Source organism: Microbulbifer pacificus (genome assembly GCF_033723955.1).
Lineage (GTDB): Bacteria > Pseudomonadota > Gammaproteobacteria > Pseudomonadales > Cellvibrionaceae > Microbulbifer > Microbulbifer pacificus.
In genome coordinates, this window is the sequence record NZ_CP137555.1 from 2,872,935 (window position 1) to 2,888,582 (window position 15,648).

Sequence of the window (15,648 nt, forward strand, 5' to 3'; positions counted from 1 at the left end):
CTACGGAGATACCGCGCCAGAGGTTACCGCCGTTGCTTAATCGCGATAGAGCACGGTAACCGCCGTACCCTCCGCCGCCACCGTGCCACTCACCACCCGGCCATTGCCGGCAGCGGGGTCGGATTTTTCCATCGCCACCTTCCACTCTCCCGCCGGCAGGTTGTAAGTGTAATTGTCGGCACTGTTGTAAATCACGATGACCTCGCCCCAGCTGTCGCCCACCGCCGCGCCGTCGATGTGATTGACCACCACGCCGTAGCGGGGCCGGTTGCTGGTCATGTGCTGGTCGATTTCATCCCAACTGGTCAGGCGGAACGCAGGATGTGCGCGGCGCAGGGCGATGACGTCCCGGTAGTAGGCGTAAACATCGGCGTTGTCGATCTTCCACTGCCAGTAGTACTGGTTGATCGCGTCGGGAGAATCGTAGCTGTTGTGGTCTTCCTGCTTGTCCCGCATCAGCTCGACGCCGCCGTGCAGAAACGGAATTCCCTGGCTTGTCAGTACGATGCCATTGGCAAACATCTGTATCCGGCGCAGGTAGCTGCTATCCCGGTTAACACCATTTAGGTCTGCCCACTGCAGTATCTTGTCACGCAGGGTCAGGTTGTCGTGGGCCGATACATAGTTGATGCTCTGTTCCGGGTCCATGGCAAACATCGGGTCCCAGGTGTCGATCGCCGTGTCCTTGTTTTTCGTGTAGCGGATGCCGCCACGACTACCGACTTCAATACGCCAGGTGTCGGGGCTGCTGTTCAAGGCGAAGCAGTCACCGGAATTGCAGCCACCGTTATCGTTCTGCCCCTTGATCGCCTCGCGGAATTTGGGGTTGAACACACCGGCGTGGGACTCATGAATACGACCGATGGTGCCCAGGCGCACGCGGTAGGGTTGGCGCGAGTCCGCGGCAAACCCGTTCCAAGGTTCGCCATAGATCAGCAGATTTCTATCCGGGAATTTGCCGTTGAGATGATTGGCCCAATCTTCCACCTCGTCGTAATCGAAAATGCCGATCAGGTCGAAGCGGAAGCCATCAATGTTGAATTCATCCACCCAGTATTCCAGTGAGTCGCGGATCATGCGGCCGACCATCGGCACATTGGCGTCGATACTGTTGCCGGTGCCCGACAGGTCGGTGGGTGTGTAGTAGCTGCTGGAGATGGGCTCGAATACGGATTTGGCGTAGGTGTGGTTGTACACCACGTCCATGATCACGCGGAGGCCTGCCTTGTGGAATGCATCCACCATCGACTTGAACTCGCGCACGCGATTTTCATAGTCGTCAGGCGTCAATGAATAGCGTTCCTCCGGCACGTTAAAGTTGCGCGGGTCGTAGCCCCAGCTGTAGCAACTGGCGTCGGCGGGATCGGCGCAGGCGTTGAAGTCGTATACCGGCATTAACTGCACGTGGGTAACGCCCAGCTCCTTTAAGTGGTCGATACCTGTTTTTACACCATTAAACGTGGTGCCGGACTCCACCATGCCCATGAACTTGCCGCGTTTCTGCGAGGACACTCCGGACTCGGGGGCGATGGTAAAGTCGCGCACGTGCACCTCGTATATCACCGCATCCTCGCGCTCTGCGAGAGAGGGACGTGCAGACCAGCCGCCTGGCAGGTCGGTGCTGTCGAGATCCATCACGATATTGTTGTCGGTATTCGGCTCCACCATCCTGCCGTAAGGGTCGCGAACCGCGACGCCGTTGACGACAAAGTAGTAGGGCTTCAATTTCCAGTCACCGCTGACCGTCACCGAGTAGACATCGGTGAGTCCATTGGCATCTGCCACTTTGCCCATCGGGTAATTTTGCCCATCCAGTACCAGTTGCACGTTGGCGTGATCCGGGGACCAGAGAGAGAAAGTGGTTTCCGTCGGTGAATACAGTGCGCCCAGCTCCTGCGGGTTACTGCCGCAGTTTTCCGTGCAGGCCACCGGTTCCAGGGTGTAACCCAGGGTCGCATCGTTGACCGTCAACAGATAGTTGCCCGTCGCGCTGGTATAGATATCGCTACCGGCCTGCTCCAGCACGCCGTCGCTGTTGTTATCGCCGTAGTTCTGGCTCCAGTCCCCGTATACATCCAGCTTGAAACGCTGGTTGGCCTGGCCGTCCAAACTGACCTGCAACTGCCATATGTTGTCATCGACCAGTTCCATTGCACTGGTGCCCCAGCCGTTGGGGGTGCCACGAAAAGACAAACTCGGGAAGTTGCTGTCGGGGCCTGCGGGATTGTCCCCACCACAGCTGGCCACCTCGGTGACCTGGATGGTTTTGCTGTCGCTGTAAAAAGTGATGTCGTAATTCTTGTTCGCCGCGACGGTGTAATCGGAAGCGGGGTAGGCCTCCTGCCAGTTGGCATAGCGGTCTATCTTGAAGCGTGGGCCGCCGCTGGCGTCGCCTCCGGAAAACTGCTGGCAGGTTTTATATTGTGTGCCACCGACAAAGGACAGGGCTTCGGCGGACCAGCTGTTGGGGGTGCCGCGGAAATGCCAGTCGGCGCTGGCGTTTGCACTGGCAAGCAGCAGTGCGGTAACAATCAGTTTTGTTTTCATCGCTGTTTTCACTTTTTGTTTTTTATGGAATGGAAGGCGCGGCCTGAGCCGCGCCCTCAAGTGAAATGGTGATTAACGCAGGTAGGCGCCGTCGCTGCCGATCTTGCCGGGACCATTCAACACATAGATGCCGGCGGAGTAGGTCTTGACGGTGAAACTGATACTGCCGTTATTCACCTGCACCTGTGCACCGGTGACTGCATCTGTGTAGGTGCCGTTGGGAATACCGGAAACCGTAATGCCCTGGTTGCCACCGGCTGCAAGGCCCACCACCGCATAGGAACTCCCCGCGCTGTCATTGCGTACAAAACTCATACCCGCGCCCCACTCGCTGACCTTTTCCATCTGGCCTTTCTGCAGTGCCGGGATGGCGTGGCGAATCTGGTTCAGGCGTTTGATGTGTCTGTACAGGTTGTGGTTTTGCGTCGCCGCCAGGTTGTCCAGGTGCGGGCCGAAGTAGGCGCGCCCGGTCTGGTCGATGGTGTCATTGGCAGACTGGATATCCTGCGGCAGTCCCGCCTGGAACATGATTTCCTCACCGTAGTAGAGCGTGGGGATACCGCGGATGGTCCACAGCAGGTTGTAGGTCATGGCCGCATCCGACTCGGCACCACCAAAGCGGTACTTGAAGTCGTTGTCCGGGCCCACGTCGTGGTTCTGGAAGAAGGTCACCAGTTCGGTGGGATCGGCGTAGGTCCAGTCCATATCCAGCGCGCCCTTGATGCCGCCGAAACTGCCGCGGGTGACGTTGTCGCGGAAGGTTGAAAACAGCGGAAAGTCGATCATCGCAAAATCCGAATCCCCCTGCGGATTGGACGGGTCTGCGCCGGTGCGGGTGTACCACCAGGGGCGGATCACTGCAGAGGCATTGTCGTTGCCCAGTTCGGAACCGAAGCCGAGGCCCTTGACCAGCGCTTCGCCGAACACGAACAGCCCGGGCTTGTGTGCCTGCCACTCGTGCACGTAGCTGAGCAACTCGTCGCGCTCCACATGCTTGACCGTATCCACGCGGATCGCATCCACACCCATGTCGAGATACTGCTCGATGGCACCGTTCAGGTAATCCTTCACGTTCTGGTTGCCGGTGGCGAGGTCGATGGTGTCACCGGCCATGTGCTTTTTCTGCAGCGCGGTGGGGTTTTCCCAGTCGCCGCCGGACATGAAGCCATCCAGGTGGTACCAGGCGGGATCGAGATTGTTGGCGTCGATGCCGAAAAAGCGGTTGGGGTCATAACCCGCCAGCGGCACGCTGACCCCGGTCTTCGGATCTATCAGCGGTACGAGACCATCCGGGTCGGAGGTGTGGCGGTCGCGGAACCACTGCGGCGCCACCGGGTTGTCGTTGTCGTCGCGGAACGGGCTCAGGTAGTCGCCGAGGTTGCCGAAGTAGGGGTTGTTGCTGATCATGCCCTGGCTGCTGCCTTGCGGGACGTAGTATTTGATCGGCAGGTGGTCTATCCAGACCTGATTGCGGATGCCGTACTGGCTGGAGTGGTTGACCACCACGTCCTGGATCACCTTTATGCCCTTGGCGTGAGCGGCATCGATAAAGTCCTGATAGGTGGCATCCACGGATTCCAGGCGCGGGTCCACTTTGGTCCAGTCGTAGGCGTGGTAACCGTGGTAATCGAGGCCACTGCGATTTTCCACCGGCGGGGTTACCCAGATGGCGGTGAAGCCGAGGTCCTTGATGTAGTCCAGCTGCTGGATCAGTCCCTTGAAATCGCCGCGCCACTGCGGATCACCGGGCATGATGCGGTCGCGGTTGTAGTAGTTGTTGCTGGGGTCGCCGTCATAAAAACGCGCGGTGAGGACGAAATAAATGGTTTCGGCGCGGAAATCACTGCCGTCGCCCACTGGCGGCGGGGTAGTGGTGCCCAGTTGGGTGACCGCAATGGTGTGGCTGCTACTGTCGAAGCAGATTTCGTAATCGGAGTTGGCACTGACGGTGTAGTCGGTGCTCGGGTAACTCTCGGTCCAGTCGCCGTAATGGTCGATCTTGAAGCGCGGGCCACCGCCGCCATCACCGCTGCCAAAGCTCTGTTCGGTACAGAAGCTGGTGCCATCGCTGGAACCCATCTCTGTCGCCGCCCAGCCGTTGGCGGTGCCGCGGAAGTACCAGCTGTCGTTGCCACCGCTGCCACTGCTGCTTCCGCCACTACTACTTCCGCCGCTGCTGCTACTGCTGCTGCCGCCATTGCCGATCAGCTGGTAAGTGAAGTCGCTGTCGTTGACGCGCAGCAGATAGCTGCCGCTGACCCCGGTGTAGATGTCACCGCCACCGGCATCCAGAAGGTTGTCGCCGTCGTTGTCGCCGTAGTTCTGGGTCCAGTCGCCGTAGAGATCAAGCTTGTAGCGCTGGTCTGCCTGGCCGTCGAAATCAATCGCCAGCTCCCAGGTATTGTCCGCCACCAGTGCCAGCGCGGAAGCGCCCCAGGCGTTGGGGGTGCCGCGGAAGAACAGTGAAGGGAAGTTCGCGGCAAATCCACTGTCGTCGCTACAGCTGGCGACCTCGCTGACGGCGATACTGTGGCTGTCGCTGTAAAAGGTTATTTCGTAGCTCCGTTCGCCGGCCACACTGTAATCGGCAGTGGGATAGTTTTCGCTCCAGTCACCATAGCGGTCGATCTTGAAACGCGGGCCGCCACTGCCGTCGCCGCTCGCGAAGCTCTGGCAGGTGCGGTACTCGTTGCCGGAGATATGGGTCAGGGATTCGGCAGACCAGCCGCTGGGTGTGCCGCGGAAATACCATTCTGCCGATGCACTGGCAGAGCCGGTTGCAATTAAGAGGCATGGGAGTGCGAGCAGCCGGGGGCGGCCGCGCAATAGGGGCTTTATCATCGCTGGGTACCGTTATTTTTTATTGGATTTATCGGCCGATTGTCACGATACCGCTGTGGCTTTGACGGCTTTTATCTAGCGTCACCAGACTAGGGCTGCGTGGCAAAACTGCGCATCCTCCCCCACCGGGGCGTAGCGAAAACCGATGACAATCTGGCGTGGATGAGCAATTTGAGTAAGATGGTGGCTACCCCAAGTCCAAAATAGGAATTGGCCAACGCCATTTTGTGATGGGGTTCACGGAGCGTGTATAAAAAATAATAAAGGTAGTTCTTATGGAAAAGGTTGCATTTATCGGCCTCGGCAATATGGGTGGACCCATGGCGGCGAACCTGGTGAAAAAGGGGTTTGCGGTCACCGCCTTTGATCTGTCACAACCGATGCTCGACATGGCGGTGAGCAATGGTTGCAAGCGAGCCGATAGCGCCCATAGCGCGCTGGAAGGCGCGGACGTGGTGGTGTCGATGTTGCCCCATGGCGAAGCGGTGCGATCCCTGTATCTGGGGGTGCACGGCTTGCTGCAGGGGATGAATCCCGAAACCCTGCTGATTGACTGCTCAACTATTTCTGCCAGCGACGCCCGCCAGCTCATCGCCGCTGCCGGTGAGCGCGGGATCGAGGCGCTGGATGCGCCGGTTTCCGGTGGCACTGCGGCGGCGGCCGCCGGCACTCTGTCATTTATGTGTGGTGGCGAGGAGAAGACGCTGGAGCGCGCGCGGCCAGTACTCTCGGCCATGGGAACAAATATTTTTCACGCGGGGCCTGCCGGCAGTGGTCAGGTAGCAAAAATCTGCAACAACATGCTGCTGGCTATCCATATGATCGGCACCGCCGAGGCGCTGCAGTTGGGGGTGGATAACGGGCTCGATCCCAAGGTGCTGTCGGAAATAATGCGCGCGAGTTCTGGCGGCAACTGGTCGCTGGAAAAATACAATCCCTATCCCGGGGTCATGGAGGGCGTGCCCGCATCGCGGGATTATGCCGGCGGATTTTCGGTGGCGCTGATGCTGAAAGATCTCGGCCTTGCCATGGATACCGCGGCCGGCAGTGCTTCCTCCACACCGCTGGGAGCGCTGGCAAAAAACCTGTACCAGTTGCACGGCGGCGATCCCATCAATCGTGTGCTGGATTTTTCCAGTATCCAGAATCTGTTCCGCCGCCCGGCGGGTGACTGACTGCCTGCCCCCACCCGGGGGCGGTGCGCCGATCTGCATTTTCCATTTCTGTCTTCATCCAATTTTTGGTGTTTTTTCCACACACGCAACGCGATTGATTTGCATCAAGCCGTGTTGCGTGGCCCGTGTTTATTCTGCGACAACCTCGAGGCATCGATAAACCAATAACGCAAAAGCCAATCCTCGGGCGAAAAAACAACGACTAAGGATTTGGAGATACATATGAAAAAAATGGCTTTCTGCTGCGCCCTGGTTTCCCTGGTAAGCGGTTCGGCTTTTGCTTATGAAAGCGGTGATTTAATTCTGCGCAGTGGCGCGGCAACCGTAAGTCCGGAAGTGAGCTCCAGCGCTCTTGCCCTGGGTGATGCCACACTGGATGGCACCGCAGCGGATGTTGAAAATGGAACCGCACTGAGTCTGATCGGCACATATATGCTGAATAATCACTGGGGATTGGAAGTTGTGGCCGCTACCCCGTTCAGCCACGACCTGAAAGTGTCTGGATTGGGGGAAACCTTCGACCTGGGGGAAACCCGGCATCTTCCTCCCACAGTACTGTTGCAGTACTACCCGCTGGCACCATCCTCCCGTGTGCAGCCCTATGTCGGCGTGGGACTGAATTACACCGTGTTTTTTGATGAGGAAATTGCCGCCGATGCAAACGACGTGTTTGCAACAATCGGGGCTACCGGCAAAGCCGAATTGTCGCTGAAAAACTCCAGTGGCGTGGCCGCCGAAGTGGGTGCGGATATCGCGTTTGGCGCCGATGATCGCTGGCTGTTCAATGTCGCGCTGTGGTGGATGGATATCGACACCAAGGCGCGGGTCAAGGTACCGGGTGTTGGTGTGGTAACTGCCGACGTGGCGTTGGACCCGCTGGTCTATACCGCCGGGTTCGGATACCGCTTCTGAGCCGCGGGTTCCGGGCGCAACGCCCGGCCAGAATCCGCCGCCCCTTGATTGAGATCAAGAGGCGGCGGTACATCTCCGGATAATTTTCCACTCCTCCCTCACCCGCGATTCAACCCCTGAGGTTTTCTGTCGATGGACGATCAATGTGAAAGTGCAGTCAGCGCTGCGCCCAGTCAGGAACTGCCCGCACTGTCGCCGCAACTATTGGCGCGCTATGCCGGGGCCTGCCCGCGCTACACGTCCTATCCCACCGCCGACCGGTTTTATCCGCTGAGTGGAACTGCGGGGGGGGAGCAGCCGTGGGACGCGCTGAAAAACGTGGAAACCCTGTCGCTGTATGTGCACATCCCGTTCTGTCGCTCGCTGTGTTACTTCTGCGCCTGCAACAAGATCATCACCAATCAATACGGCCTTGCTTCCAGTTATCTGGACAACGTTTTGCGCGAGGCCCAGTGGTATCGCGAGCGGGTGGCGAAGGCGCCAGTGGTGCAGTTACACCTGGGGGGCGGAACCCCGACCTTCCTGAACGACGGCGATCTGACGCGCCTGATGGCGGGACTGGGGGAAATCTTCGACCTGCGTGCCGGTGATGACGTGGAGTACAGCATCGAAGCTGACCCTCGCGTGCTGGAGGATGAAACCCTGGATACCCTGCGCGAATTGGGGTTCAACCGCCTGAGCCTGGGTATCCAGGATTTCAACCTGGATGTACAGCGTGCGGTCAACCGCATCTGCAGTCCCGAACAGGTGCGCGCGTTGACCGAGGGCGCGCGGGCGCGGGGCTTTGGTTCCATTTCCTACGACCTGATCTACGGCCTGCCGGGGCAGGACGTTGCGAGCCTCGAACAGACCATCGATGCCGTTATGGATCTGGCTCCAGATAGGATCGCCTTGTATCACTACGCCCACCTGCCGGAGCGCTTCAAGGCCCAGCGCCTGATCAATACCGACCTGATTCCGTCGCCGTCGGCAAAGATCGCCATGCAGCTCGCTGCCAGCCGCCGGCTCACCGAAGCGGGCTATGTGTTTCTCGGCATGGACCACTTCGCCCGCCCGGACGATGCGCTGGCACAGGCGGCCGCGGAAAGGCGCCTGGCGCGCAACTTCCAGGGTTACACCCTGATGCCGGCGGACGCACTGGTCGGCCTTGGGGCTTCCGCCATCAGCTACAGCCGCGACGGCTACTGGCAGAATCATCACAGCCTGAAAGAGTACGCCGCCGCGATCGGCGAGCGCGGTGAAGCCATCTGTCGCGGATGGCAACTTAACCCGGACGACCGCCTGCGCCAGTGGCTGATCATGGAGCTGATGTGCCATCTGCGCATTGATAAGGGGGAAGTGGAGGCGAAAACGGGGCAGTCATTCGAGTCTGCATTTGGCGCGGAACTGGCGCGATTGCAGCCCATGTTCGCCGACGGACTGGTGGGACAGTCAGAGTCTGACCTCTACGTCACCGAGCGCGGCCGCTGGTTCCTGCGCAATGCCGCCGCGGCGTTCGACGTCTATCTGCACGGCCAGCAGACCGGCGCCCGCTACTCGCGGGTGCTTTAACACGGTTAAGCGGATAGAATAACGGCGACTATTATTTCGGCTTCGAAAACTCATTTGCAAAGCGGCGAACCGGGCACTCAATGAAAGAGACTTCTTCTGCAGTCAGTTGTAGCAATTGTTCCGTGCGGCGACTGTGCCTTCCTGTAGGCCTGAGTGAGGAAGATATTGCGCGCCTCGAGCAGGTCACCCGCAAGAAAAAAATCGTCAAGGCCGGCGAGACTCTGTTTCGCGCCGGTGATCCCTTTATCGGCCTGTTTGCCATTCGCTCCGGCAGCTTCAAGTCGGCGGTGATCGGTGCCGACGGTGATACCCAAGTAACCCATTTTGCGCTTCCCGGAGAACTGCTGGGGCTGGACGCCTACAGTGGTGGCAGCCACCCGGGCTACGCCGAGGCGCTGGAAGAGAGCAGTGTGTGTGTGCTGCCCTTCAGCCAGCTGGAAAGCCTCGCCCAGGAAATTCCCGCGCTGCAAAAGCAGATCTACAGTATTTTTTCTGAAGAATTGAAGCAGGAAAATGAAGCCCTGTTGCTGCTGGGCAAGCGCTCGGCGGACAGCCGCCTGGCGGCACTGCTGATCAACATTTCCAGCCGCTACGCGCGCCGCGGTTATTCCGCCAGTGAATTCATCCTGTCGATGCCACGCATGGATATCGCGAACTATCTCGGCCTCACCGCAGAAACCGTCAGTCGCCTGATTTCCCGTTTTCAAAAGCAGGGGTTGATCAAGGTGCAGGGCCGTTCGGTGTCCATCCTCGACCTGATTGCGCTGAGCGAGCTGGCGGGTACGCACTGCAGCTACGAAAGCTGAAGCCGCACTGCGGGCCAGGTTCTCCAGCTAAGCCCGCTTCCGCCAGTTTTCCCAAACTCCTCAACCGATTGCCGGTGCGCTCGCTTCAGGCAACGGCCTCGGTAGCGAGTTCGGCGAGCCCCCGGTAGGCGGATTCATACAATTTTTTCACGCCTTCGGTGAAATGCGCGGATTGGCGCTGTTCCAGCTTGGTGCGGATGTCGTGCCAATCCGCTGGTGTCAGCAACTCTGCTACCAGCGGAAACAGGATTTCGTTTTCCCGCTTGAGGTGTCGGCGCTGCAACTCGATGTAATCCCTGGCCGCGCCAAACAACAGCTCCCGCTCCACCGCCGCATCGTTCGCCACTGCATAAAACAACTGGTTCATACGACGGGTTGCCGCGGCGATTTTTTCATGTTCGTTCAGTGTCTTGTGGATAACATCGCGCACATCCACAGGTTTACCCAGCAGATGTTCAAAAACCAGGTCCTCTATCGGGTGATGCCACTGATCCGGGTATACGGAAAAATAATCCAGCGCGTCCATTATCAGGCTCAGGGTGGCGGGATCGCGATCGTGTTTCCCCAACTGCTGCAGTAAATGCTCAAACACATCGAGCAGTGTCTGCATATGTTTGTGATCGCTGCATAGTTGCTTGAAGGTACCGTTCATCGCCTGTCTCCGTGACTGAAGTCTTTTTTGATCTCTTCATTGTTGTCAGACGGGACGGAAGGCGATTGATGTGGATCAAGTTGCGGTGAACTGATGGGGATATTGCCGCCCTTTGCCGGAGGGGGTGGCAAGAGGCGGCAATTCGGACGGTGGCAATGGGCGGGATTAGAAGAAATAATCCTCCAGATCGATTTTCTCCCAGTCGTACACCAAACGGGCGCCATCGGCGGTAACCAGGCTCACCTTGTTTGCCACCAGGCAATCCGACCAGTCCACCCGGTTCAGATCCGCCATCTCAGCACCGCCCGGTCCCTTCACGATGGAGTCCTCCCACGCCTGGTGGCAGTAGCTGGGAATCTCTCCCTGAATCACCAGCTCGCGCCCGAGGTATTTCTCGTAATTCAGTTGCGGCATACGGTTGAGGTGAAACCGGTCCTGCTCCCCCAGCAAAAAATATTTACCGTTTTCCTCCACCAGAGTACCGGTCGCGGTCAATGGCTGCTGGGCCGGATTGGCGGCACAGGCGGAGAGGAAAACGAGTGGTAGCAGATAGCCTTTTCGGGAATCCATAATTGTTACTCTTTGGTTATTTGTGACCAAAATAGCAAGTGACGATTGCAGTTGCGTTTCAGTTTCATTTCACCTGGCGGATGAATACAGGCTGACGAAGTAGTGTGTCTTGAATGGAAGGCAAGACGGCGGGTATCGGTTTTCAGAAGCGTCAGCAACAGGGAAGTCGCTGACGCAGCGTACAGGGGTTAGGCAAGCGTTTGCGAAGCACCGCTTCGCGTGCAGCCTAACGACGCCAATCTCTGATTGGCGGCCGGGCCCGCTTGCGGGTATTCATAGCGGTTCTGAAAACCGATACCCGGTGGCTTGCCGCCACTGACCAGCTCAGAACCGCACAATAAAAACATCAGGCCGCGTCGCTGTCCTTCTCGCGGTGGCCATCCTTGAGGTGCAGGGCTACCTGCTTTTCCAGACCTTCCAGAGCATACGCCTGGCCGAAGCCCTTCACATAGCGGCCCGCGCTCGGTTTCAGTTCGAACAGGTGGAAATCCTCAAGGTTTCTGAGGTGATCCATCACCGGCCCGAACTTGTCCCGCAGCTGCTCGATGCGCTCCTGCCACAACGGCGATTCGCGACCGATCATTCCCGCCTCCACATTGAACGTCACCCGCAAGCGCGCAAACGCCTGCCTGGTATCCGCCTCGTCCGCATTAAATATCACAGAAGCCTTACGATGCGCTTTCAGGTTCGCCGCATGCTCGGAAAGATCGGAAATAAACAGGTAAAAATTGCCATCCGCCGCCAAAAATGGCGCCGTGCTCGCGTGCGGGTGACCGTCCGGTGTCAGACTCGCCAGATTCAGCAGCCGGCGGCTGGCGATAAAATCGCGGACTTCCGCTACCAGATCCGCCCCGTCGTTGGTCTTGGGTGAATCGATGTTTGCTGACTGGATATCTTGTTGTGAAACCTGCTGTTCGCTCATGACGCTATTCCCCCTCAGGAATGCGCAGTGCCGTTGACGGCCAGCTGCTGCTTTAACTGTTTGAAACGCTCTACCTGCTCCGGGATCAGCTGACGCTCCGCATCCCGGCCCAGAAATACCTTGAATACACAATTGCCGCTGGGGGCCAGAAACACCATCGAGTGGCTCTCCGTGCCGCGGTGGGGCTTGCTCACAAAGGCGACCTCCGTAATGCCGGCCACCAGCAGGTGGCCGTGGAACGGGTTTTTGTGATGCATAAAGTTGTAGTAACCGTGGGCAATGCTGCCCTTCGGGAATTCGCCCTTGAACTCGAACACCGAGCCCTCGCTCTGTACGATCGCGGTAACCTTGCCCCAGCTCGGCAGCTCCCCGATCAGTTGCCAGACAGCTTCGCTCCCGGCCAGCGAGGCCATTTCCTCGGGCAGATGGGCGACGATCTCGCGCACACTGGTGTCGAGTTTTTCCGCCATCTGCTCCAGGGTGTAACCGGATTCACTGGCGAGCAATTCCCGAATTTTTTCCTGTCGCTGTTGCTGCATAGGCAATCCCAAAAATATTTCCGTGTGTGTGAATTCAGACACTTACTTCGAATCCGTCAAAAACGGTAGCTCGCCGAAAGTTTAATGTTGCGACCCGGCATATACAGTTCCTGGAACGCCACGCGGTATTCCTCATCTGCCAGGTTATCCAGCGCCAGGCCCAGTTTCAGGCCGTTCAGGCTGCCCGTGGCCGGCTCCCAGGTCACGTAGGCGTCCGCCAGTGTGTAGGCGTCAAATGTGCGGGCTTCACTTTCCGGCAGTTGTTCCTGGGCGGAAACCACCGAGGTGCGCAGGCCCGCTTTCAGGTCGCGCTGCAGGAAGTAATAGCCCAGATCCAGTACCCATTTGTCTGCGGGGATATTGCTCAGGTAACTGTCGTCGGAGAGATTGCGGCCCTCGGTCTGGCCGTAGCTCAGGCCCAGCTCGAGATTGTTCAACAGATAGTTGGCGCCCAGCTCGAAACCTTTCAGTTCCGCCTCGTCCACATTCCGGTAGGTGGTGTTCATGGGGAAACCGAACATCGGGTGCGGGTTTATCACCAGCTGCTCGATAAAGTTGTCCACCTTGTTGCGGAACACGGTCGCGCTGGCGCTCAGCTGGTCGTTGCCATTCGCGAGGTCGCTGAAGGAAAAGTCTGCGCGCAACTCGGCGTTGCGGGCTTCTTCCGCCTCCAGGTCCGGGTTGGGGATAAAGGTGTTGGCGAGGAAGCCCAGTCCCATAAAACTGAAGTCGCCGTAGGCGTAGTGAGAGCCCTGGGTGTACATCTCCTCCACGCCCGGAGCGCGGAAGGCTTTGGCGTAGCTGGCGCTCAGGGTCATCCAGTCGGTTGCTTTGAGGGATGCGGCGAGGGAAGGGGACACCGCGGTGTCATCGCGGGTAGAGTCCGCCAGTTGCCGACTGCTGGCTTCAAAGCGGTCGTAGCGCACGCCCGGGGTCAGGGTGAAAACGTCGGCGAAGGAGAAATCCACCTGGGCGTAAACACCCAGTACGTCGGTGTCGGCATTCAGGTTGGCGGGACGGTTGTCGCCGTCGCGCACGGTGGTCACGTCGTCGTGATACCAGTCGATGCCATATACCCACTGGCCGCCGAGCGCTTGTGTGGCATTGGTGATGGCGATGCCGGTGGTTGCGACTTCGGTGTTGTCCTGTTGTCCGCTCTCACCCTGGGTGGGGCGGAATTCCTCGAACTGGGTGTCGTTGCGGTACAGGGTGAATTTGGATGTGTGTTTGCCTTCCAGCGCCTGCGCCAGGTAGTTGGCGGTTACGTTCTGGTCGGTGATATCGCGCTCCACCAGCGGCGAGCTGGTGCCCACTACGCTGTTGGGGTTGGAGGGCACGCCCTCTTCGCGGTTGTTGTGGCGCAATGAAATATCAAAGCGCTGGTTGTCGTTGACCTGAATGCCGCCGCGGGCGAGCAGCGCGGTGTTTTCACTGGCACTGTTGGCAAGCTCTTCGCCGTCGCCGATTTCCAGGTTGTCGTGATCGGATACGCTGCCGTTTACCAGGTAATCAACGCGGCCAGACTGGCCGTAAATCGCTGCACTGGTCTCGCTGGAGTCACCGTTACTGCCGAGTTCTTCTTTCAGGTAACCGCCAACCGTCTCGCCGCTTCTCAGCAGGTCTGCGGAGCTTTTTGTGGTCATTGCCACCACGCCACCGACGGCACCGGAGCCCCACAGGCTGGAGGCGGGGCCTTTTTTCACTTCCACCTGCTTCAGCAATTCCGGATCCAACTGGTAAGTGCCGCGATGGCCGGAGTTGAAGTTCTGGCGCGCGCCGTCGATGGTCTGCAGTACGCGCCGACCAGACAGGCCGCGAATGTTTGGCGACTGGTTGGAGTAGCGGGGGCCGCCCTCCACCTGCACATTCGGTTCATATTTCAGCGCCTGGGCGATGGATTCCGGCTGCTGTTCGTCGAGTTGCATGCGCTCCACGACCACGGTGCGCGCGTCTTGTTCTCTGGCGGCCGGGTTGCGCTCGGCGGCAACCACCACTTCGCCAAACTGGATAACCGGCTGCTCGCCACCGCCGGCTTCCGCCAAGGCAGCGTTTGCGCCCAGCGCGACTACGGCGGCGGCCAGAGGGTTGAGGTTGAGAGTCTTGAATTGGCCCATGACGGTGCCCCCTTACAGAAAGTTGTCCATTTTTTGTTCGCAAAAATTTCCGCAATCATCCGCCCGCGGTGTGCCGGCCTTCGCTGCGAGTGCGTCGAATCATAGTCGCTTCAAATACAAATGCAATTGCAAATGCAAACAATTACTATTTGAGTTTGTGCGTAGGGGTTGCTAATCTCTCGCTCATGCTGGGTCGATATGGGGTGGACGTGCCTGTTTGCCTTCGCATGGGTTTTTAAATTTCGTGGCTTGTGAATTTCTATGGCGTCGATGGGCGCGGACAAGGGGAGCGTGAAATTGCGCCTGACAGTAATGCTCATCTGTTCCTTTGTGCTGCACCTCTCGTTGTTGTGGGCGTTGTTGTGGGCGGCGCCGGCGCAGGAAGTTCAGGGCCCGTCTGGCACCGTGGCGCTGAAGCTGGGGCAGATGCGGCTGGCGACGGAAGTGACGCAACGGCAGTCGGCAGAAAAGCCGGCAGAACAAAAAAGCACTGCGAAGCCTGAGCCGGTAGCGCAGAGAGCGCCGGCCAAAGTGATTGCAAAAGAGCCGGTAAAAAAACAGTCGCTTAAACAGCAGGTCGCGCAAGTGTCGATGGAAAAAACACAGCCGATCGCCAATGAGGCCGTCACCAAGCCAGAGGCCAAAACAGATTCTGGTGCAGAGGCAAGCGTCGCCACGGCCCAGCAAAATACCCAGCAGAGTGTGAGCGAGGAGCCGGTGCTCATAGAGCGCCCGGCGTTTGCGAGTCCGCCCGGTGCGCCGGTATACCCGGAACTTGCGCGCCAGCGGCGTCAGCAGGGCACGGTGGTGGTTGAGGTGCAACTGGATCGCACCGGTGCGCAGGTGCTGCGCCGGTTACTGCAGTCCTCCGGCGTAGACAGTCTGGATGAGTCCGCACTCAACGCAGTGGCGAGCTGGGAATTCTTGCCCTACCGGGAGGGTGGGCGCGCGCGCCTCTCGCGGGTGCGGCTACCAATCCGCTTTTCCCTGTAAAGCATTTAGCGGCGCGCGGCCGATGT

At 58.8% G+C, this 15,648-nt stretch carries 11 protein-coding genes and 1 pseudogene; 5 read left to right on the forward strand and 7 right to left on the reverse strand.

The window, feature by feature from the left end; translation table 11 throughout:
* Positions 1–36: 36 nt before the first annotated feature.
* Positions 37–2,547 carry an alpha-amylase family glycosyl hydrolase gene (locus R5R33_RS12340; RefSeq protein WP_318953006.1) on the reverse strand — a complete coding sequence of 837 codons (2,511 nt, stop codon included), beginning with the start codon at positions 2,545–2,547 and terminating at the stop codon, positions 37–39.
* Between the two features lie 72 nt (positions 2,548–2,619).
* Complete coding sequence (locus tag R5R33_RS12345) at positions 2,620–5,388, reverse strand: alpha-amylase family glycosyl hydrolase (protein WP_318953007.1); 2,769 nt, start codon at positions 5,386–5,388, stop codon at positions 2,620–2,622.
* Positions 5,389–5,663: 275 nt separating this feature from the next.
* Here R5R33_RS12345 and mmsB point away from each other — a divergent pair, with 275 nt between their 5' ends.
* From mmsB to fnr, 4 genes and pseudogenes are all read left to right on the forward strand, one after another.
* Positions 5,664–6,563, forward strand: coding sequence for a 3-hydroxyisobutyrate dehydrogenase (mmsB, locus tag R5R33_RS12350; RefSeq protein WP_318953008.1), 900 nt, complete (start codon positions 5,664–5,666; stop codon positions 6,561–6,563).
* Positions 6,564–6,785: 222 nt separating this feature from the next.
* On the forward strand, positions 6,786–7,475 hold the full coding sequence (locus R5R33_RS12355; protein ID WP_318953009.1) for an OmpW/AlkL family protein: 690 nt from the start codon (positions 6,786–6,788) through the stop codon (positions 7,473–7,475).
* Positions 7,476–7,607: 132 nt separating this feature from the next.
* Positions 7,608–9,026: an oxygen-independent coproporphyrinogen III oxidase gene (hemN, locus tag R5R33_RS12360; RefSeq protein ID WP_318953010.1), complete on the forward strand. Its 1,419-nt coding sequence runs from the start codon at positions 7,608–7,610 to the stop codon at positions 9,024–9,026.
* A 74-nt stretch (positions 9,027–9,100) separates the two neighbouring features.
* Positions 9,101–9,832: pseudogene (gene fnr / locus R5R33_RS12365) on the forward strand (fumarate/nitrate reduction transcriptional regulator Fnr); the annotation flags it as partial.
* Positions 9,833–9,917: 85 nt separating this feature from the next.
* Here the strand turns inward: fnr and R5R33_RS12370 are convergent.
* The 5 genes from R5R33_RS12370 to R5R33_RS12390 form a co-directional block, all read right to left on the reverse strand.
* On the reverse strand, positions 9,918–10,484 hold the full coding sequence (locus tag R5R33_RS12370; protein ID WP_318953011.1) for a hemerythrin domain-containing protein: 567 nt from the start codon (positions 10,482–10,484) through the stop codon (positions 9,918–9,920).
* Between the two features lie 165 nt (positions 10,485–10,649).
* Positions 10,650–11,054 carry a hypothetical protein gene (locus tag R5R33_RS12375; RefSeq protein WP_318953012.1) on the reverse strand — a complete coding sequence of 135 codons (405 nt, stop codon included), beginning with the start codon at positions 11,052–11,054 and terminating at the stop codon, positions 10,650–10,652.
* A gap of 346 nt (positions 11,055–11,400) precedes the next feature.
* On the reverse strand, positions 11,401–11,976 hold the full coding sequence (locus tag R5R33_RS12380; RefSeq protein ID WP_318953013.1) for a HugZ family pyridoxamine 5'-phosphate oxidase: 576 nt from the start codon (positions 11,974–11,976) through the stop codon (positions 11,401–11,403).
* Between the two features lie 14 nt (positions 11,977–11,990).
* Positions 11,991–12,515 carry a heme utilization cystosolic carrier protein HutX gene (hutX, locus tag R5R33_RS12385; protein ID WP_318953014.1) on the reverse strand — a complete coding sequence of 175 codons (525 nt, stop codon included), beginning with the start codon at positions 12,513–12,515 and terminating at the stop codon, positions 11,991–11,993.
* Between the two features lie 56 nt (positions 12,516–12,571).
* A complete protein-coding gene (locus R5R33_RS12390) occupies positions 12,572–14,629 on the reverse strand; it encodes a TonB-dependent hemoglobin/transferrin/lactoferrin family receptor (protein WP_318953015.1) in 2,058 nt (685 codons plus the stop codon).
* Between the two features lie 297 nt (positions 14,630–14,926).
* Between R5R33_RS12390 and R5R33_RS12395 the strand changes: the two genes are divergently transcribed.
* Positions 14,927–15,622, forward strand: a complete 696-nt coding sequence (locus R5R33_RS12395) for an energy transducer TonB (protein ID WP_318953016.1) — start codon at positions 14,927–14,929, stop codon at positions 15,620–15,622.
* Positions 15,623–15,648 lie beyond the last annotated feature (26 nt).